At 55.1% G+C, this 20,000-nt stretch carries 12 protein-coding genes; 2 read left to right on the top strand and 10 right to left on the bottom strand.

From position 1 onward, the window contains the following. Window positions 1–1,475: 1,475 nt before the first annotated feature. Window positions 1,476–5,150 (top strand): S8 family serine peptidase, encoded by a 3,675-nt coding sequence (locus GNX18_RS10480; protein ID WP_166217788.1) that lies wholly within the window; start codon window positions 1,476–1,478, stop codon window positions 5,148–5,150. A gap of 289 nt (window positions 5,151–5,439) precedes the next feature. Here the strand turns inward: GNX18_RS10480 and GNX18_RS10475 are convergent, their stop codons facing one another. The 6 genes from GNX18_RS10475 to GNX18_RS19640 all read right to left on the bottom strand — a co-directional run bounded on the left by GNX18_RS10475 (window position 5,440) and on the right by GNX18_RS19640 (window position 11,138). Next, a complete protein-coding gene (locus GNX18_RS10475; RefSeq protein ID WP_166217786.1) occupies window positions 5,440–5,994 on the bottom strand; it encodes a hypothetical protein in 555 nt (184 codons plus the stop codon). Further along, entirely contained in the window at window positions 5,991–6,908 is a 918-nt protein-coding gene (locus GNX18_RS19650; protein WP_240913966.1) for a hypothetical protein, read from the bottom strand. The genes GNX18_RS10475 and GNX18_RS19650 overlap by 4 nt, the downstream gene beginning before the upstream one ends. 88 nt (window positions 6,909–6,996) lie before the next feature. Continuing rightward, entirely contained in the window at window positions 6,997–7,548 is a 552-nt protein-coding gene (locus GNX18_RS10465) for a hypothetical protein (RefSeq protein ID WP_166217783.1), read from the bottom strand. After that, window positions 7,545–8,498, bottom strand: a complete 954-nt coding sequence (locus GNX18_RS19645; RefSeq protein ID WP_240913965.1) for a hypothetical protein — start codon at window positions 8,496–8,498, stop codon at window positions 7,545–7,547. The genes GNX18_RS10465 and GNX18_RS19645 overlap by 4 nt, the downstream gene beginning before the upstream one ends. 52 nt (window positions 8,499–8,550) lie before the next feature. Then, entirely contained in the window at window positions 8,551–9,105 is a 555-nt protein-coding gene (locus GNX18_RS10455) for a hypothetical protein (protein WP_166217780.1), read from the bottom strand. Then, the gene (locus GNX18_RS19640) at window positions 9,102–11,138 is read right to left on the bottom strand and encodes a hypothetical protein (RefSeq protein WP_240913964.1); all 2,037 of its coding nucleotides are present in this window, start codon (window positions 11,136–11,138) and stop codon (window positions 9,102–9,104) included. The genes GNX18_RS10455 and GNX18_RS19640 overlap by 4 nt, the downstream gene beginning before the upstream one ends. Before the next feature lie 570 nt (window positions 11,139–11,708). On the opposite strand from GNX18_RS19640, the gene GNX18_RS10445 reads away from it, so the two are divergent. Further along, entirely contained in the window at window positions 11,709–12,206 is a 498-nt protein-coding gene (locus tag GNX18_RS10445; RefSeq protein WP_166217777.1) for a hypothetical protein, read from the top strand. On the opposite strand, the gene GNX18_RS10440 is transcribed toward GNX18_RS10445, so the two are convergent. From GNX18_RS10440 to GNX18_RS10425, 4 genes are all read right to left on the bottom strand, one after another. Next, complete coding sequence (locus GNX18_RS10440; protein WP_166217774.1) at window positions 12,207–14,807, bottom strand: serine/threonine-protein kinase; 2,601 nt, start codon at window positions 14,805–14,807, stop codon at window positions 12,207–12,209. A gap of 82 nt (window positions 14,808–14,889) precedes the next feature. Next, complete coding sequence (locus tag GNX18_RS10435) at window positions 14,890–17,544, bottom strand: serine/threonine-protein kinase (RefSeq protein ID WP_166217771.1); 2,655 nt, start codon at window positions 17,542–17,544, stop codon at window positions 14,890–14,892. 98 nt (window positions 17,545–17,642) lie between these two features. Then, on the bottom strand, window positions 17,643–18,644 hold the full coding sequence (locus GNX18_RS10430) for an FHA domain-containing protein (RefSeq protein ID WP_166217768.1): 1,002 nt from the start codon (window positions 18,642–18,644) through the stop codon (window positions 17,643–17,645). Between the two features lie 490 nt (window positions 18,645–19,134). After that, window positions 19,135–19,668 carry a MarR family winged helix-turn-helix transcriptional regulator gene (locus tag GNX18_RS10425; RefSeq protein WP_166220547.1) on the bottom strand — a complete coding sequence of 178 codons (534 nt, stop codon included), beginning with the start codon at window positions 19,666–19,668 and terminating at the stop codon, window positions 19,135–19,137. Between the last annotated feature and the right edge of the window lie 332 nt (window positions 19,669–20,000).

The raw sequence follows: 20,000 nt of genomic DNA, 5'->3' as shown, positions 1-20,000 counted from the left end.
CCGCCGATATTACGGGATCGGCTGCGGCCCAACAAGCAAATGGCGGCCAGCACATAAACCAGCCGCGGTAAGTTAAGCACCAATTTTAAAGTGTAGTGAAAGCCCAAGCATCGCGTCGCGCCGCCATACCGGGTCTGATTCGATATCCGGCTCCCGCATCTCCCATCATGCCGGACCTGATCCGACATCCAGCTCCCGCATCTCCCGTCATACCGGACTTGATCCGGCATCCAGCCCCCGCAACACCCGTCATGCCGGACTTGATCCAACATCCAGCTCCCGCATCTCCCGTCATGCCGGACTTGATCCGGCATCCAGACTCCAGCACCTGGATCCCGGCATTCGCCGGGATGACGAGTAGAGCCGGCGCCATAGCAACCTCCGTGTAATGGCGTGTAATGGCGTGTGATCGACCTGTAATGGACTTCTGCGTAAATTGAGCTTCAAGGTTGAAGGGGACGCGATGCCCGGCCGTCACAGGAGTCGCGGCAAGGTGGATTGCAGTCACCCTGTTACCGGTGTCCATCATGGAAGGTGGAACAAACAAGGGAAGCGACGGAACTGCTTCCCTCACCGGCAACAGCACAGCGCCCTTCAGCCAGTTTGCCAAAGGATTGGTAGTTGCCTATTTCCCACAGAGCCAATAGGGAATGCAGGCAACAGATCAGGAAGACTTCGGCGCAAGCTGAACAGTCAGGCCGCCCGGTAACCACAGAGCCTAGGAAGCCGGGAATGTGGGAGGGCCTGGCAGAGGCACGGATGCCTCATTTCGCTCTTGATAGTGTTGTTGTAACCGTAGATGGCTGGGACCATCTGATTCATACCGGCAGTAAGGATGCTTACTGCCGGTTTTTTTTATATCCGCGGAGGCGCGGTAAATTATCCGCGATCACACCAACGAACAGCTCCATCTCATACATATCAGCAATGTGGGCAGGGATGCTCTGAAAGCCATCGACGCTCTACCTCCAGCTCAATTCGAAAGCTCGTGTTATTAGCGAGCCAACTCAGCCGAAACTACGTGGCTCAAGCAAGTTGTCTCCGAGAAATGAGGAATGCTTCATATTTCACTCTCCGCCCCCAAGAGGGGAGGAGGCACCCCCTTGGCATGAGTGTCAGAGTCTCGACCCGGTAGCAGGTTAGATTTTGAATGGATGCTTCTATGGCTACGCAAACTGCATCAGCAGCTTGGGTATTCACAACCGCCCTTTTTACCTCTACTCCCTTCTCTGAAGGAGTAGTAGTCAAGCAGTAGGCATGGAAGTCAATCCCATCTTTGTCATCCTGAAAAAAGTATATTCAAAATATTAAAGACATCTGGCTATTAATATTTTTGAAACGCTTTTGTAAGAATTATTTCATTTCTACCAAAAATTACTTTTTTTGAAAGAGACTTCACTTCTTAGAGGGGATTTATGTTTTCTAGGTGTCGGTTCCGGATTGGATCCAAAGCTTTGGCTACGGGGATTGTCGGTATGCTTGCATTTCCGGCCGCCTTTGCACAAAACGTCCAAAGCCCGTTGGGGGATGAACTGCAGTTCGTTCCTAACCAGGTAATTGTTCGGCTAAAAGGTGAACCGAACAAAAATGGAGCACAGTCTCCATCACTGAGGAGTAATTCAGCCATTGGCGAGCTTTCGCGTAAGTACAAAGCGAAGAGCAATGAAAAAGTGTTTAAAAACTTGCCAGGCAATGCATCGCGAGTAACATCCGCCTCCAGATCAGCAAAGTCGGCGCTGGAAAATGTATTCATTCTCAAATTTTCGTCTGACACCGACGTGAGAGAGATTGTTGATACCCTGCGTACAGAGTCGAACGTTGATTACGCCGAACCGAACTATATCTATACTACAAGCTATACTCCCAATGACCCTTACTTTGGCTCCTTCAACTCCTGGGGGCAAGGTTTCGACGATCTATATGGGCTGAAAAAAATGTCCATGGAGAATGCCTGGGATAATTCTCAAGGCAATGGGGTTGTCACCGCGGTAATTGATACTGGGTTGGACTTTAATCACCCGGATATTCAGGGGCAGATTTGGATTAACAGCGACGAAATCGCATCCAATGGCATAGATGACGATAACAATGGCTATATTGATGATGTCTATGGGTACGACTTCATCGGGGAAAGCATATCGAGCCCATTAAACCCCGGCGCCAATCCTGATAATGATCCCACCGATGGTCATGGCCATGGCACACATGTTTCCGGAACCATATCAGCTACCGGCAATAATGGTGCGGGCGTTATCGGCGTTGCCCCCGAAGCCAAAATCATGGTGGTCAAAGGATTGGATGACAGCGGCAGCGGCGTGGCAACCAGCCTCGCAAACGCATTGATTTATGCCGCAGATAATGGCGCACAGGTAATTAATAACAGCTGGGGCGGGTACGGAGATTCCAGCTTAATTCATGACGCTCTCGAATACGCTTATGGGCAAGGCTCTGTATTGATTGCAGCGGCGGGGAATGAAGACAGGCCTGCAGCATGGCCTCACCCGTCCAACCATCCACTGGTGATCTCCGTGGCCGCCGTTGATCAAAGTGACGTCAGGGCTGGCTTTTCCAATTGGGGAGCAAAAATTGACGTTGGCGCTCCCGGAACAAGCATACTCTCTCTGCTTGCCGCCGACTCTGGGTTTTCCCAAAGTGGAAATCGCGTGGTAGGTCAGAACTACCTGGAAATCGACGGAACCTCAATGGCTGCACCCCATGTAAGCGGTCTTGCAGCCTTGTTGCTTGCACAGAACCCGTCACTCAATCAAGAGCAAGTGCGGCATATCATTACTCAAACCGCTGACGACGTAATGAATCCTGGCTGGGATGCAATGTCTGGTCATGGTCGTGTTAACGCGGAGTCAGCCTTGAATTATGTGGGTGCTCCTCCGGATATTCTCGTTCAGATTACCTCCCCCGAACCCTGGTCCGCCAAGGGCCATAGTCAAGAAGTGCGGGGCACTATTGTAGGAACCAACGTTTCTCACTATGAATTGGCGTACGCTCACTACACGCCAGATCATCAGCTGGCATTTGTAACTATCACCTCAGGTACGGCGGAGGGAGAAGACCAATTACTGAGCCAGTGGGACATCTCCAGTCTGCCAAGCGCCCTTTATATCCTCCGCTTGCGCGCCTTCAATACCGATGGCCGATTCAATGAGTCGCGCGTGATGGTGCGTGTAGACAATCAACTAAAACCTGGCTGGGCTCAAGTCATATCCGAAAACGGCCACAGCTTTGGGTACAGAATTAACCGAGCTATTGCCTTCGAAGATCTGGATAATGATGGAACCAAAGAAGTCATTACATTCGGAGATTTCACGGTAAATGTGTGGAATGCCAGCGGTCAACCGCGTCCCGGTTTCCCGGTCACATTACCTACCCCAGTGCTTGCCGGCCCTACTATTACAGATCTCAATAACGATGGCTTTAAAGAAATTGTGGTCAGTGTTTGGACGGACGCCTCACAGGCCGGCCCAGTGTGGGCGTTCCAACACGATGGCAGTATCGCGCCTGGTTTCCCAGCGGGCCGCCCGGCACAGAATCAGGCACCAACAGAGCTATTTAATCAGGCCCCGGTTATCGCCTCTGATCTCGACGGCGATGGTCAGATAGAATTAATTTACAACATAAAATTCCAGCAGCAAGACCCGGACCTTAATCGCAAAGGGCAGCACTGGCTTGGCGTCCTGAATGCCGATGGAAGCTCCAAATCCGGCTATCCACTACTTATGGACGAATACCATAGCTATGATATTGTGCACATGAGTGCGGTGGATATGGACCATGATGGTAAGAAGGGAATTATCGTAGGTGTCAATTCACCTCCAAGCCAGACCGGCTTCAGCGCTTACCGTTACTTACGTTACTACGATGTAAATGGTAACGTGAAACGCGAATTCACGTTCGATGATAAAGTATTTCATTTCCGCGACTTCCAAGTTGCCGACTTTACTCGTGACGGAAATTACGAAATTTTCTTTTCCGCCAGTGTGCGGCGTACCACCTCCGACGAATCCTCTACCCAAGGCTACCTGATAGACCGAAATGGCAATCTCCTGCCCGGTTGGCCAGTGGGCTATCCGGATATTGTGGATACGCAGAATGGAACCATAGCCGTAAATCTGGATGGTGACCCACAACTGGAGATTGTCGAAGTTGTAGGTCGCAATACTATGATGGCGTTCGAGACCGACGGATCTATGGTGAATGGCTTTCCCACGGATGTTGTCAACAAAGGATTTCCCACTGAGTTTATCTCCGCCAATATCGCAGATTCTTCCGGAACCGTCCTTATAGGTAACGGTACGTACTGGGAGGGAGGTCTGCATTTTTACGATAACCTTGGTAATGAAATTGTCGACCTGTATAAGGATGTGGACACAGGATTCAGCTCCCCAGCGGTTTCGGACCTGGATAACGACGGTCGCCTGGAGGTAGGCATAAATGCGTTGGACGGACGTGTATACATATGGGAGCTGGATACACCAAGCGGTGTTGAAGAACCTACGGAGTGGCCAACCCTCTGGGGTGACAACCAGCGCACAAACGTGATTCCCACTGATGTGGAAATAAACCCATGGCAGCGTACGGTGGTATTTATTTACGGTGACACTCAATCCGGCCAGGATATGTTTGTTCTCGGCGGCATAGATCACAATTATGCCAACACTGTACTGGGAAGAAACTGTGATACCAGTAACTTCGAGTGCTCGATTCCTATTCGGCACTTAAATCTATTGAATGCTACTACCGCCCCGTGGAAATCAGGCGACAATTATCTCGACTGGTATGGGCCCGAGCCCGCGCAAAGTACCCAAGCAATGGGTACGCCTTTGGATTGGACCACTAACCTGTGGCCGGATAGCTGGGGCACCAAGCGCACAGTAAGCGTAGACGGATTTGGTGAGACCCCGCTGAACCGTTGGGGGCAACATTACTGGATGTTGGATGTAGAGATGGATTGCTCGAAAACGGTCAACGGCTGGTTTGAAGTAAAATCTTATATTTCTGGCGGACCCGGCTGGGAAGCCGACGTCGATCAACCCGGCCGTCCGTGGGACTCCGGCAACCATTTCGCACAATGTGGCAAACTGAATGCTTTCCGCCTGGGCGAAAGCGCACCAGTAACAATTGAAGACCTGTAATTAACTCCAGTTTCGGAGCGCGATACGGCCCGGGGGGGAATTCTTAACAAGAATACCCCCCGGGTTACTCCGTATCGTCAGGAAATCCTCCAACTCACATGTTGATACTACGGCCAACGTAAGGCGGTTTCTAGCGCGCGAGCCTTAAGTACATACGGAGGTATCAGGGCAGATCGGCGAGTTCCGTGGCGGGCTGGAGCTTTTCGCGGGTAATGGCGGTGGGGCAAAGTCGAGTACCTGCACGATTTCACGCTTTTTGTCTCGCTACGGGTGATTCGCTCCCGAGTCTTTACAGCTCGCCACGGCGATACTTTTCTCCCAGGTCTTTGATCAGATCCAGCAAGCCGGCGTCGTAGAGGAAGTTATCGGCGAAGGTGATTTCCTGCGGGTGATAATCGTTCTTCCACAATTTGCCATGGTCGCTTCTCGAGCGATTGACGATTGCGTAGCCGCCCACACCGCGACCAGCATTCATAGAACGTTGAATGCAGAGCATCTCGCCCTCCACATCCTCGTCCGCGCTGGTCATAGCACCGGCATGCAGGCCGCCCTGTGCCGGTGGCTTGCGAAACTCTGTAAGTGCATCGGCGAACCAGGGTAATACGCCGAGGGGAAAATCCACTTGTGAGCATCGGTAGCGGGGTGTGCCATCTTTAAGTAACCAGCTGCCAGCCTCCAATACACTCAGGTATTTTCCCTGCCGCACGAAAAAAATGGTGTACCTTTCACTGTTGGGGTCAGCTATTCTTGCCAACTCAACAGCGTCCTCCGGCAGCTGTTCATGGTGTTCGATTCTGGGTAGTTGCGCTTTGACCGGGTATTCCGGTTTTTGGAACCAATTCATTTAAACCCCTTGGAGACATAGGCAATAGCGCCCACCTCTTCCAGTTGTTGCAGATTGACCGGTTGCCGCTCGAAGTTCAGCGTTTCCACCACGCCGTAGTGATTGCCGGACCCGGCGATCTTGTCCCGGGTCAGGCCATTCCCCTCGTAGTATTGGTTGTTGCCCACCTTGTCCTGCATTTGCATGCGTTGTTTCAGTAACTTTTTCTCAGTTTCAGAAAGATCGGTGGTATCCAGATAGTCCTCAAAATCATTGACTTTCGTGGACCATTTATTTTCCAGCGCACCACTGTCTACCGCCTCCTGGTAGTGCCACCCATATTGATCCTGAAACTCGGGCGTCATAACCGTGTCGGTAAATTCCTTAGGGAATTCCTTCGGCAACTCCCGGTTGGCAAACTCGCTGACCTTGGCAAAGGTGGCCGGCACGCTTTTTACACCGGTGAGAGGCGCTGCCTTTTCGGTGTCGATGACAATCAGTGTGTACTCCGCGTTGGGATCGTAGTCGAGGCCAAGCTTGTCCGAAATCAGACGCGCATTGGTATCGGCATCCTCCAACTGATCGAAACTGGTGGACCAGTACTTGGCACCGTTGCCGCTGACGCCTCGCATGGGCGCACCAAGCATGCCCGGTGCGCCGTTGTTGGTCAGGTGGCGGCTTTCCATAAAGCGGACCTGATAGCGTTCCTTCGAGATATCGCCGGTTTCGGCCAGAGCTTTCAGCTCGGCGTTTGTGTATTTGGGGTGGTAGCCGTTGCGGGCAATTTCGTCCGCCATAGAGTTCAGGCGGCTGACGGCATCCTCGAGAGACGTGGGCGGGATGCCTTTGCGTTGGCTGAAATCGGTTTTCTCACGGGGTTTCGGCTTCTTCTTCCGGGTATCGGGGGCGACGTCGGCAGGCTTGGGAATTTCCACCTTAACGAGACCTTCAAAGTCCTCGAAGCCGAACGCCTGAACGATTTCACGCTTTTTGTTCCGCTACAGGTGCTTCGTTCCCGATTCTTTACAGCTCGCCACGGCGATTCTTTTCTCCCAGGTCTTTGATCAGATCCAGCAAGCCGGCGTCGTAGAGGAAGTTGTCGGCGAAGGTGATTCTGTGGGGCGAAAAATGTTCTTCTAAGCGCGCTGAGTGGTCTTTTCTGGAGCGATTGATGATTATATAGCCACCCACACCGCGGCCCGCGTTCATGGCACGCTGAATGCAGAGCATCTCGCCCTCCACGTCCTCGTCGGCGCTGGTCATGGCGCCGGCATGCAGGCCGCCCTGTGCCGGTGGCTTGCGGAACTCGGTGAGGGTATCGGCGAACCAAGGCAATACCCCGAGGGGGAAATCGGCCTGCGAGCATACGTAATTGAGAGTGCCGTCCTTAAGTAGCCAGCTGTCAGCCTTCAATATGCTCAGGTGATCTCTCTGCTGTACAAAGACAACGGTATCACCCTCGTTAGGGTCCGTTGTTCTCGCCAACTCCACGGCACCCTCTGGCAGTTTTTCGTGGTGCTCGATTCTGGGTAGTTGCTCTTTAACCGGGTATTTCGGTTTTTGGAACCAATTCATTTAAACCCCTTAGAGACATAGGCAATGGCGCTGGCCTCTTCCAGTTGTTGCAGATTGACCGGCTGCCGCTCGAAGTTCAGCGTTTCCACCGCGCCGTAGTGATTGCCGGACCCGGCGATCTTGTCCCGGGTCAGGCCATTGCCCTCGTAGTACTGGTTGTTGCCCACGGTGCCTTGCATTTCCATGCGCTGCTTAAGGAGGCTTTTCTCTGCTTCGGAAAGATCGGTGGTATCCAAATATCTCTCGAACGCCTCCGTATTGGTAGACCATTTACTCTTCAGGAATTTTCTATCCACCGCCTCCTGGTAGTGCCACCCATACTGGTCCTGAAACTCGGGCGTCATAACAGTATCGGTAAACCGCTTGGGAAATTCCTCCGGCAACTCGCGGTTGGCAAACTCACTGACCTTGTCGAATGCCGCCGGCACGCTTTTCACGCCGGTGAGAGGCACTGCCTTTTCGGTGTCGATGACAATCAGTGTGTACTCGGCGTTGGGGTCGTAGTCGAGGCCAAGCTTCTCCGAAATCAGGCGCGCATTGGTATCCGCGTCTTCCAACTGATCGAAGCTGGTGGACCAGTACTTGGCGCCGTTGCCACTGACTCCTCGCATGGGCGCACCTAGCATGCCCGGTGCACCGTTGTTGGTCAGGTGGCGGCTTTCCATAAAGCGGACCTGATAGCGTTCCTTCGAGATATCGCCGGTTTCGGCCAGGGCTTTCAGCTCGGCGTCTGTGTATTTGGGGTGGTAGCCGTTGCGGGCAATTTCGTCCGCCATAGAGTTCAGGCGGCTAACGGCATCCTCGAGAGACGTGGGCGGGATGCCTTTGCGTTGGCTGAAATCGGTTTTCTCACGAGGTTTTGGCTTCTTCTTCCGGGTATCGGGGACGACCTCGGCTGGTTTGGCAACCTCCACCTCGCCGAGGCTTTCAAAGTGCTCGAGGCCGAGCACCTGTACGATTTCACGCTTTTTGTCCCGCTACAGCTGCTTCGCTCTTGAGTCTTTACAGCTCGCCACGGCGATACTTTTCTCCCAGGTCTTTGATCAGATCCAGCAAGCCGGCGTCGTAGAGGAAGTTGTCGGCGAAGGTGATTTCCTGTGGGTGATAATCGTTCTTCCACAATTTGCCATGGTCGGTTCTAGACCAGTTAACGATTGTATAACCACCCACGCCGCGGCCTGCGTTCATGGCGCGTTCAATACACAGCATTTCCCCTTCCACGTCCTCGTCGGCGCTGGTCATGGCGCCGGCGTGCAGGCCGCCCTGTGCCGGTGGCTTGCGAAACTCTGTAAGTGCATCGGCGAACCAGGGTAATACACCGAGGGGAAAATCCACTTGTGAGCATCGGTAGCGGGGCGTGCCATCTTTAAGCAACCAGCTGCCAGCCTCCAATACACTCAGGTATTTTCCCTGCCGCACGAAAAAAATGGTGTACCTTTCACTGTTGGGGTCAGCTATTCTTGCCAACTCAACAGCGCCCTCCGGCAGCTGTTCATGGTGTTCGATTCTGGGTAGTTGCGCTTTGACCGGGTATTCCGGTTTTTGAAACCAATTCATTTAAACCCCTTGGAAACATAGGCAATAGCGCCCACCTCTTCCAGTTGTTGCAGATTGACCGGTTGCCGCTCGAAGTTCAGCGTTTCCACTGCACCGTAGTGGTTGCCGGACCCGGCGATCTTGTCCCGGGTCAGGCCATTCCCCTCGTAGTATTGGTTGTTGCCCACCTTGTCCTGCATTTGCATGCGTTGTTTCAGTAACTTTTTCTCAGTTTCAGAAAGATCAGTGGTATCCAGATAGTCCTCAAAATCATTGACTTTCGTGGACCATTTATTTTCCAGCGCACCACTGTCTACCGCCTCCTGGTAATGCCAGCCATACTGATCCTGAAACTCGGGCGTCATAACCGTGTCGGTAAACTGCTTGGGAAATTTCTTCGGCAACTCGCGGTTGGCAAACTCGCTGACCTTGTCGAAGGTGGCCGGCACGCTTTTCACACCGGTGAGAGGCTCGGCCTTTTCGGTGTCGATGACGATCAATGTGTACTCGGCGTCGGGGTCGTAGTCGAGGCCAAGCTTTTCCGAAATCAGGCGCGCATTGGTATCCGCGTCTTCCAACTGATCGAAGCTGGTGGACCAGTACTTGGCGCCGTTGCCGCTGACGCCTCGCATGGGCGCACCAAGCATGCCCGGTGCGCCGTTGTTTGTCAGATATCGGCTTTCCATAAAGCGGACCTGATAACGTTCCTTCGAGATATCGCCGGTTTCGGCCAGGGCTTTCAGCTCGGCGTCTGTGTATTTGGGGTGGTAGCCGTTGCGGGCAATTTCGTCCGCCATAGAGTTCAGGCGGCTAACGGCATCCTCGAGAGACGTGGGTGGGATGCCTTTGCGTTGGCTGAAATCGGTTTTCTCACGAGGTTTTGGCTTCTTCTTCCGGGTATCGGAGGCGACGTCGGCAGGCTTGGGAATTTCCACCTCGCCGAGACTTTCAAAGTCCTCGAAGCTGGGTGTTTGCTTGGCCGGGGCATGGCGATCCCTGAGCATTCTGGCTTGTTTGATCTGTTCTCCAAACTCCAACAGCAACTGCCCGACCTTGCGGAACTTGGCAAAGTGCCGGGCCAGGCTTGCGGCGCTGGCGGCGAGGCCGGCGCCGCCGGTGACCGCCGCGAGGAGTATGGTGAACAGGACTTCAAACGCCGCGGCACCGGAGAATTCAGTGATTTCAATGGCGTGCTGGGCTTTGACATAGTCTTTGACGAACCGTCGGAGGTCGGCCTGCAGGGCTGGGTCTTCCCAGATCAGATCGGCGAGTTCCGTGGCGTGTTGGAACTGTTCGCGGGTAATGGCGGTGGGATCGAAGCCGAGTACCTGTACGATCTCACGCTTTTCCGCGGTTAGAATTTCATCCTGATAGGCAGCCATCAGGTTTTCGCCGTTATCGCTGCGCTGCGATGCCCGGTAGGCGGCTTGTACGCCCCGCAGGCTGCGTTGCAGTGGGCTCACTACATCGTTGACGTCTTTCAGCCACTGCGCAAGGCCCGAACCCGCCTGCCATAGGCCGGTGAGGAAGGCGCCGGTATAAATCAGCCCGCGATTAACCGACGTTTCCTGCCGCAGGTGTCTGGCGTGCTGCGCGGCTTCGGCTCTTTCGGCCGCAACAATCGCAAGCAGCGCCTGGCGAATCTTCACTCGCAGCAGATTGCGGGTATCGTGCGGCTGTTCTTCCTTGGTTTTTTTCGCGCTGCCGGTATGGATAAACCGGAGGTTTCCCTGATGTATGGCATCGAGAATCCTCGGCCAGCGGCCGGGTAAAAACCCGATGCCGATATGGGGATGGTGCGCTTGGGTACTGAAAATCCCAACGGAATTCATATCCTGCCAGCCGGACCCCGGTTGGCAGAAGAGGCTTCGCTCGACGTCTCCACCATAGATGCGGAACAATTGATCTTCAGCGGCCGATAACTGGTGGTAGTCAATGCGGCCGAGCGTTTCTATAGCGGTGAAGTAATCGGTAGTGGCCAGGGATTCTATTCGATCACCGGAGGTGATTTGGTACGTATTTCCTAAATTATCCGTAAGGATGCAGAACGACATATCCGTGTCATATTCCGTGAAATGATAAATTTTGAGCGCGAGAAACTAACACGAATCATGGCAGCGGGGGAGGGAAAATTTCCCAAAGTTTTGTAGAGAAATACTTAAAAACACTTCTAAAAATTCGTTTCCCCCGTCACCCCCGCGAGGGCGGGCGGCAAGTAGCCACCGGCTTTCTAGATTCCCGCCTTCGCGGGAATGACGATATTTAGAGATCCCTGCAAAGTTCATCACTCTCTGAAGGGTCGGAATGACAATCCGGTGCATATACTGATCCGGATTTTGCGCATGTCCAGATATAAAGATGGTCTCCTGGATAATGATTTAGGTCGGCACAGTTTGTGCGCAGGGTTCTCCCTAACGTGACATTTTGTTATTTTTGTCGCGCTAGAAGCTGACTTTGGAGCGATTCCTAATTAAATGTCAATAATGTGATGGAATTCCGTTATTGCCTTGCTTTACCCTAGCCGTGCGGTTTTCGGACGAAGGTCGCGCATATCAATCTTGAAAACCTAACAGTGCCCCCGGGTGGTTTGCAGGGAAGGCATCGGAAAATTACAGGAGTGGAAAATGGATAGCACTGAGCAAAAGTGTGCGGACATGAAAGTCCTTGAGTGGAGCTTTCCGGAAGATGGGCGGGAGATCAATCTGATACTGAAGCCGAAGCCGGCGAATGAGCAGGGTATTCCCAGCTATTGGCAGCTGAACGAAGCTGGCAACCCCGGAGAGGCGGAAGCTTACGGGAACATGAATTTTAAATTCAAATGCGGCAAGGGGTTTCTGACTTTGAATGTCACACTGGACCCTTCCGAGTTTGGTATTGACGATCTGCAGTTCTTTGATTTCCCGGGTTTGTTGCAGGCGGATGGCGTTATACCTCTGACCAGGGGCTTCAGACACCAGTTCCATTCGCGGGTAGTTTCTGCGGATAAACGCACACTGAAAATCCGTATCCGGGATGAAGATATGGTGCCGGATGAATTTGCGTTCCTGTGGTTTTGCTACAGCCCTTCGGCGGATGCGCATTTTGTGTCTGGAGACCCTAGAGCATTGCTCGATCCACAGTAATCAGTTACAGATAGCTACTTTTACTTTTTCGGATGTCTCTGGCTGAGTGCAGAGTTTTTGAAATCCCGGTAGATTAAACCACTCTGCGCTCATGCCTTGTGTCAGAAGTTGCTCAATATAGTAATTTGCCGATCGCCATTCACTGGCTAATGCATAAATTTGAGCGACAGTATGCTTTACGTACGTATCGTCTGATGCATCCTTGAGTAACTCATGTGCTAGAGGTATTGCAACATCTTGCTGGTTGGTGTTGGCTAGGGCTAGGGCATGATATTGCCGTTCAAGTAACCCTGATTTGTTTTTTGTTAGGTCAAGAAGCCTGAAGAAATATACTTTGGCCATCTCGGTGTCGCCCGTTAGTAAATAAATTTCAGCAATTTGCTCAGTTACGGGAATGTTTTCAGGCGTGACAGAGAGGATTTGCTGGCTTATTTTAAGTGATTCAGGATATTTTCCTTGCAAAAAATAAATTACGCCGAGATTTTGTTTTGTGCGCCAGCTTCTCGAGTCTTCAGGGATAGAGCCGATGGCTAGTTCCGCTGCAGAATAGTTTCCGCTTTCCAATTCTATAACTCCAAGTGCGGAATAGGAGGGCCAATGTTCAGGTGCGTTGCTTGTCAGTTGATGTAGTGTTATGCGCGCATCAGAATAATTTCCGGTTGAAATTTGATTTAGTGCAACTAGGTAGAGATTGTCCGCAGATGGATTTAATGCTGCGGCTTTTCGCGCGTATTTCAGACCGGATTTGTAGTCGCCCTGCGTAAATAGATATCGGGACAACTTAGCTAACAGTTCTGCTGAGGGGGCTTCTTGTTGATTTATTTTTTCAATTAATTTGTCAAGTGTTGGTTTGTTGGCATTGTATGTCTGTAGCCAAAGCTCTAGCTCAAGAATCAAGCTTGCAGATATATCATGCGTTTTGGCACGTTCCAGCATGTCCAATCCGGCCTGAAGGTGAGACTTGTTATCCGTAAGGACAAATAAGTCTGTGGCAACCTGAGTATATGCGCGATATAAGTTGGGGTTTTGCGGGTAACTACCAATGAATTTTTTAAGTGTCTCCACGTCATCTGCAGAGATGTCCTTGCTTTCTTGGCGGCTGAGAATGTTCAGGTAATCGCTGTAATCCTGCTCTGTCATTGTTTCATGTGCCGCAATATACTTGGAGTAGCTCTCTGCAAAGAGATCGATACTGCCGCTCGTAATTCTATGCTCTGCCTCCTGCCGCTTGTCCGCAAGAAAGGCAAAGCCACTTTGCTTTTGAACCTGGCTATTGTTCGGATTTAACCGCTGCAGTTCAATCTCACAACGCACCTCCGCACACTCCAACCGCGCAAACAACGCATCCGTAACCCCCTTATTCCGCAACGCCTGCAACTGCGCCTCAAAATCCATCCCCTCCTTCGGCTCAAAACTCACCAGCGCACTCGCCTTCAGCTGTGAAACCGAATTCATCAGCGCCTGCCGTACCATGGTGCGGGTCAGCGCCACGGCATTTTCCTCACCGTGGATTTCGCCGTTAATCTCCACCGGCATCACCGCAATATATTGCGGTTCTAGCCGGGTAATTTCCTTCCAGCCCCAGTAACCGCCCGCGCCGACAACCAGCGCGGCGGCGATGCCGGCCACAACACGCTGCCAGCGGCGACGGCTTTTTACCTGCTGGCGGGTGAACAGGTCGGTGAGGGTTGCGGTGTAATCTTCGGTCTCGGTGTCGAGCCCCTGTTTGTGCAACAGTGCGAATCCCTGGTGCACGATTAGTGCGCTTTCGGGGCGTTGAGCGGGATCTTTGGCGAGCAGTTTGTCCAGCAGTATGGCCAGTGGTTCGGGGATGCTCGGCCACGCCTGCTGTGGTGGCAGATGCGGTTCGTTGGTGATGCGGTTGGCCATGGCCAGTGCGCCGGCTTCGTGCTTGTCGAACGGGCGGCTGCCGCATAGCAATTCAAATGCAATGGTGCCGAGGCTGAACAGGTCGCTGCGGGCATCCAGGGGTTTGCCGAGGATCTGCTCCGGTGACATGGCGGTGACGGTGCCGGCGAGCTGGTTTTCCGCGGTGAGGGTTTTTTCGTCGAGCATCTGGGATTTGGCGATGCCGAAGTCGGTGATCTTGGCGGTGGGCTGGCCTTTGGCGTTTTCGGTGATGAGGATGTTGTCGGGCTTCAGGTCCCGGTGAATGATGTCGAGGTCGTGGGCCTGCTGCAGTCCGAGGCTGATCTGCATCAGCAGGCTGAGTTTCTGTTGCAGGCTGGGTGTGCGCTCGCGCATCCAGGCGCGTAGGGACGCGCCCTCGATATATTCCATTACCAGCGCGACGCTGCCGTTTTCTTCGAGTACGTCGTACAGGGCGACGATATTGGGGTGGTTGAGCTGGGCGAGGAGGCGGGCTTCCTGCTGGATGCGGTCGCGGGCGTTCTGGCTGGCGGCGTCGTCTTTCAGTTTCTTGATGGCTACCTGGCGGTGCAGCTTCAGGTCTTCCGCCAGGTAGACGATGCCCATGCCGCCGGCACCAAGGGTGCTGTGGATAACGTAGCGGTCGCTGTCGACGACCAATTTATTGGGCGCGCTGGCGTGCCGTCCAACCTCGGAATCTGCAATGTCCATCTGCTTATATTCTTGTTCTGGTTGAGCCCGGACCCGCCACCCCAGGGTCCCGTTGCAACGAATCGCGCTTGAAGCCGATTACTTACAGCTTCTCACTGGATTCGCTGTTGCGGGCAATCTGGGAATTGCCCGCATTGTTTGTATCGCCGCTGCCGCAGAGACCTGGATATTGCTGTCGCAGGTCGTCAAAGGCGGGGATGCCGCAGATTTTGACAAAGCGCGCGGTGCAATACCAGATCGGGGAGATCCCTTGTTCCAATGTTTTGCGTATATGCACCTTGGCGGAGAGCAGGTCGCCGGTGCTGATGTACACCTGGGCGCGGGCGTAGTTGGTGTAGAGGTCGTCCGGGGCGTCGCGGCGGATCCTGAGCAGGTTTTCCACGGCTTTTTCCGCCTCGCCCAGTTCTGCGTAGGCGCGGGCCTGCATCAACAGGCCTTCCCAGTCGGTGCGCTCGGAGGTGAGCTCCAGGGCGCGGCGCGCCATGTCCAGTGCGACATCGGGCTGCTCCAGCTCGCGGGCGATTTCCGCGCGGTACAGCAGCGGGTCGGCGTCTTTGGGTGCGAGGCTGGATACGCGCTCAAAGCAGGAGCGGGACTCCACGTACTTTTTCTCGATGTAATAAGCGAGGCACAGATTGTAGGTATCCATGGGGCCGATGCGGTCGAGGCCTGCGTCACTGAGGATGCGGATGGTCTCCCCGACATTGCCGCTGTCGAGCATATTGGCGGCGAGCAGGGAGATGGCGTCGATGGACTCGGCATTGAGTGCAATGGCCTGCCGCAGCACGTCGTTGGCGGCGTCCATGTCGCCTCTCAATGTCAGGGTGAGGGCCTTCTGCGACAGATAGGCATAGCTGGTACGCAGGGCCAGTGCGCTGTCGATATGCTCCAGCGCCAGCGCGTAGTCGCCGCGCAGATGGTGGTAGAAGGCGCGCAGCTGGTGGTAGCTGGCCTGGTCCGGCAGGGTCAGCTCCAGTCGCGCCAGCAGTGCTTCTGCCTGGCCCGGTTCGTTGCGCAGCACGGCGAGGCGCAGTTCATTGATCAGAATTTCCGGCGTGTCCGCCAGGCTGGCCGGCGCCCGCTCCAGCAGTTTGGCCAGGCGCGCGTCTGCCTCGGCGGCGCGGGTGTTGAACTCCTGGTCCATCACCATTTCACCGTAGAGATCGTACAGTGGCGCGAAGTGGCTGGCGCGCTCTTGCAGGGCGTCCAGCCGATCCAGCAGCTCGCCGAGATGCAGGTAGTCATGCCGGCGCTCGTAAATCTCCAGGTAGGTGAGGTAATCCTCGGCGCTGATTTGTGCGCTGTGTTCTGTGTTCCGGGCCGGGAAATCCGCGAGCAGGCCATCCAGCTGGTGCAGTGTGCGGGCGCGGCTTTCAAGTCCTTCTTCCATCGCCAGGCGGGTGCTGCGGCTGTTAATGACGGCGAGGGTGCTGCTGTCGAGCAGCTCCAGTGACAGTTCGCAGCTGCGAGTGTCGCAGTCGATGGAGGGGATCAGCAGCAGGTCGGCGTTCAACGATGCGGCCTGGGCGCGCAGCGGCTGTCCCTGCAACCGGCGGGACTCAGAAAATGACACCAGGTGCAGTCCCCGCCGCCCCGAGAGGCCCTGCTTCAGGGCACTTTGCACATTGTTGCCGAGCAGGCGCTGGGCGCGAGCGATTGAGGCATCTTGCGAGTAGCCCACTTCCTGCGGTTCCAGCACGGCGATGTATTTGCTCTCAGCCGGTGATGGTGGCGCGGTAACTTCGCGGATTGCTATAAATGCCGCCGCGCCCGCGGTACACAGGGCGAGGGCGGCAACCGCGGTGCGCCGCAACCACTTGCGGCTGCCGGAACTCTGGTGATAGTAGCTCTCGGCCGTGACGGTTTCGGTCGCGCTATGGGTGCGGGTAACGCTGGAGCCGCTACCCTGAATCTGCAGCAGCAGGGTTTCCAGCTCGTCGGCGACGGCGGCGGCCGTCAGGGGGCGCTGTTGCGGATTTTTTGCCAACAGGCGGTCGAGCAGGGCGCACAGTGCTTGAGGCAGTTCCGGTGCCAGCCGCGCCGCTGGCGGGTGCGGGCTTTTCACGATGCGATCGACGATTACGTAAGGACTGCTGTTGTCACCGAAGGGGTTCTGTCCGCACAGTAGGCGGTAGGCGAGTACCCCGAGAGCAAACAGGTCGCTGCGGTTGTCGAGTGGCTTGCCCTGGGCCTGTTCCGGTGACATTGCGCCCCAGCTGCCGGCAATATGCTGCTCGCGGGTGAGGTCGCTGTCTTCCTGCCAGTTCTTGGCGATACCGAAATCGGTAATCTTGATGTTGCCACCGCTGTCCACCAGGATGTTTTCGGCCTTGAGGTCGCGGTGAATGATACCGGCGCTGTGGGCGCGGGTGAGGCCGGCACAGATCTGCTTCAGCAGCTGCAATTTCTGCGGCAGGCCGGGGCTGCGCTCTTTCTGCCAGCGGTCCAGGCTGCAGCCGTCTACGTATTCCATCACCAGCGCGATGCCGTCGTTACCCTCCACAACGTCGTACAGCTGCACGATATTGTTGTGGTTGAGTTGCGCGAGCAACAGGGCTTCGCGGCGGATACGCTCGCCGGCGTTACTGCTGTTGGGATTGCGCAGCAGCTTCTTGATGGCAACCAGGCGGTTCAGGCGTTCATCGGTGGCCAGGTACACCACGCCCATACCGCCGGAGCCCAGGCGGACGGTGGCGCGATAGCGGCCGATGTAAAAAGGTAACTGCTCTGGTTGCATGCTGGTGACTGCGGTAACTGATTTTTACGGATAAACCGCCGTCCGTGGATGAAGTTCCGTTCCCTGCAGAGTCGGCTTTTGGTCGAAACGGTTTCTGGTTAAACCGTCTCGACGTCTGCTATCTGGTATTCCCCGGTGCTGGCTTCGAGCTCTTCTTTCTGTGAACCCTTGAAAATGTCCAGCAGGTAACAGCCCAGGCGCATCTCGTAAGAGCGGCGTTCCACCAGGCGCGAGGTGTCGATAGCGTCCGGCAGGCTGTCGGCAATCTGTTTGCGCGCGCGGAAAATCTGCGTGTTCAGATGATTGACGGTAATACCCAGCTCGCGGGTGGCGAGGTCGGCAGGTATCCAGCCCTGATCCGCGTGGTCGATGCCTCGCTGGATATCGCGAATGCGCGCACGCGCGAGGTATAGCAGCAGGTAATTGTGGGTGCGCGCCGGCAAGTCGAGGCGCATGTCGTCCCGGGCGAGCTGCAGCTGGATATGCTCTTCGTGGTGACTGACGGAAAAGCGCAGGCGGAAATCCGATACGCACAGGTTCTTGAATGAGAGCTCGGTGGTGGTGCTCTGGCTGTTGCCGAGAAAAAGCTCCCAGCTGTGGCGCGCGCAGTCGATGCGATCACCGTGCCTCACAACCCTGGCGGTGCTGCTGTTTTCAGAGCCGTCGAGCAACTCGTAAATCCACACCCCATTCACCGGATTGAAGTGCAGGCTGGCAATCGGGTCGTGTTCGTCCGGCAACAGATGGTAGGACTCGAGTGAGGTGGCCTCGCCGCTGTGTATGTCGATGAGCAGGTTTTCCGGCGCGTCGAGATTCTCCACCTTCCATACCGGGTTGGTGGCGCGGCCGAAGGTGATTCTGTCGCCGATCTGTAATTGCTGGTTCTTGGCAGGGATCAGTTGCTGACCATTTACCCAGGTGCCATTGCGGCTGATATCGCGAATGATCCAGTGGCTTCCGGTCCATTGAATAGCAGCGTGAATGCCGGAAATTTCCGGCAGAGTGATACGTGTGTCGGCCACCCCCTGGCGACGCCCAACGGTGTGGTGCGCCATCAGATAGACGGGTTGATCCCGGTCGGGATGTTGCAAGCAGGCCATGTTCAGTCCCTTCCCCAAAATGCTCCATCCGGAAAGGCCGCTGATGCTATAGGATCGGCGTGCGACATCGGATGCAGAAGTTATCAAGACAGGGCGGCCGGATTGGCGCTCGCCAGGCACAGCCGTGTGCGCGGCAAGCTGTCAGGGATCGTGCCTTATTGCATGACGGAAGCCCGTTCTGATGCGGGCTTTCACTGACACATTCAATTTTCGCCGGGGCGCGGTCGCGGTGTGGAATAGCTACATCATTTACCGCGAACGATAATGTGCGCCATTTCTCATTTTTGTTGCCGCGACAGAGCTTTGCGCCGCTGTCTTGAGTCAGTAGGCGCTAACCAATAGGCGAGCGTCCACTATAGTGTTGCCGCTCCATTTATACCGGACTGAGGGCCGAATGCAATGATCAGATGCGAATTGTTAGCAAATGTCCCCGCGTGCTTCCTTCACCACCCTTTGGCGCGTGAGTCTACCTAGTGTGTGGCAAATGGCGTCAGTGGTTGTTGCCGCTTTCGTGGTCGTCCGGGGCGTTGTCATCGGGCAGGTTGCGTTCGTCCTTTCGGTCCAGGTCGCCCACATCCAGCACTGGTGAGGCGTCGATATGCTCGGCGTCCATCATCAGCGCCACCCGCTGCAGGGAGGAGATGATCATGGACTGCTCCCACTCGCGCAGGTCGCGGAATTGTTTGACGAAGTGGTCCTGCAGTGGTGTGGGTGCGTCGCGGATGATTTCCATTCCTTTCTCTGTCAGGTAGGCGTGCACCTTGCGCTTGTCTTCTGCGGAGCGCTCGCGGAACACCAGGCCGCGTTTCTCCAGGCGATCGAGGATGGTGGTGACGGTGGCCTGGCTGAGGCTGATCTCCTTCGCCAATGCGCCGATGGTGACTTCTCCGTGCTCGCGGATGGCCTGCAACAGCAGTAGCTGCGGCGCGGTGAGCCCGGCGGTTTTGACCAGTTGGCGGGAATGCAGGTCGGTGGCGCGGATCAGGCGGCGCAGGGTCGTTAGTACTTCTTCGATCTTGTCCATCAGCAGCAGGGTCTCAATTTCTTCGCGGTGGCAGATATGCCCGCGCCCGACTTTAGGTGCTGCACCATTTTTGTCAAATCCTGTGCCACCCGCGGCGTTGCCTGGCGCGGCGGCCGGATCCTGACCGTCCCCTCGGGTGGATTCCCGCGTCTCTTTTTTCTCTTTGCCGGGACTTGGCGTTCGCAGACCTCCGGTGGTGCGTGAAGCCCCGTGGTTGCTGGATTCGCGGTGGGATCGAGCGCCGATGGGGGCGTCGCGATTGATCGCATTCTGGTCATGTTGCATGAGTCTTGGTCTTGAACCCTCCGCAATGTTTAGAGTACTATGGATTT

It is taken from the genome of Microbulbifer sp. SH-1 (assembly GCF_011326135.1).
Classification (GTDB): domain Bacteria; phylum Pseudomonadota; class Gammaproteobacteria; order Pseudomonadales; family Cellvibrionaceae; genus Microbulbifer; species Microbulbifer harenosus.
Note: the sequence above shows the minus strand (reverse complement) of the source record. Positions and strands in the feature narration are given on the sequence as shown.

Bases quoted from the DNA above. Each gene is read 5' to 3' on its own strand.
- GNX18_RS10480 (WP_166217788.1), top strand. From the start codon at position 1,476: ATGCTTGCATTTCCGGCCGCCTTTGCACAAAACGTCCAAAGCCCGTTG.
- GNX18_RS10430 (WP_166217768.1), bottom strand. From the start codon at position 18,644: ATGGCCTGCTTGCAACATCCCGACCGGGATCAACCCGTCTATCTGATG.
- GNX18_RS10475 (WP_166217786.1), bottom strand. From the start codon at position 5,994: ATGAATTGGTTCCAAAAACCGGAATACCCGGTCAAAGCGCAACTACCC.
- GNX18_RS10465 (WP_166217783.1), bottom strand. From the start codon at position 7,548: ATGAATTGGTTCCAAAAACCGAAATACCCGGTTAAAGAGCAACTACCC.
- GNX18_RS10440 (WP_166217774.1), bottom strand. From the start codon at position 14,807: ATGGACATTGCAGATTCCGAGGTTGGACGGCACGCCAGCGCGCCCAAT.
- GNX18_RS10425 (WP_166220547.1), bottom strand. From the start codon at position 19,668: ATGGACAAGATCGAAGAAGTACTAACGACCCTGCGCCGCCTGATCCGC.
- GNX18_RS10455 (WP_166217780.1), bottom strand. From the start codon at position 9,105: ATGAATTGGTTTCAAAAACCGGAATACCCGGTCAAAGCGCAACTACCC.
- GNX18_RS19640 (WP_240913964.1), bottom strand. From the start codon at position 11,138: ATGTCGTTCTGCATCCTTACGGATAATTTAGGAAATACGTACCAAATC.
- GNX18_RS10435 (WP_166217771.1), bottom strand. From the start codon at position 17,544: ATGCAACCAGAGCAGTTACCTTTTTACATCGGCCGCTATCGCGCCACC.
- GNX18_RS10445 (WP_166217777.1), top strand. From the start codon at position 11,709: ATGGATAGCACTGAGCAAAAGTGTGCGGACATGAAAGTCCTTGAGTGG.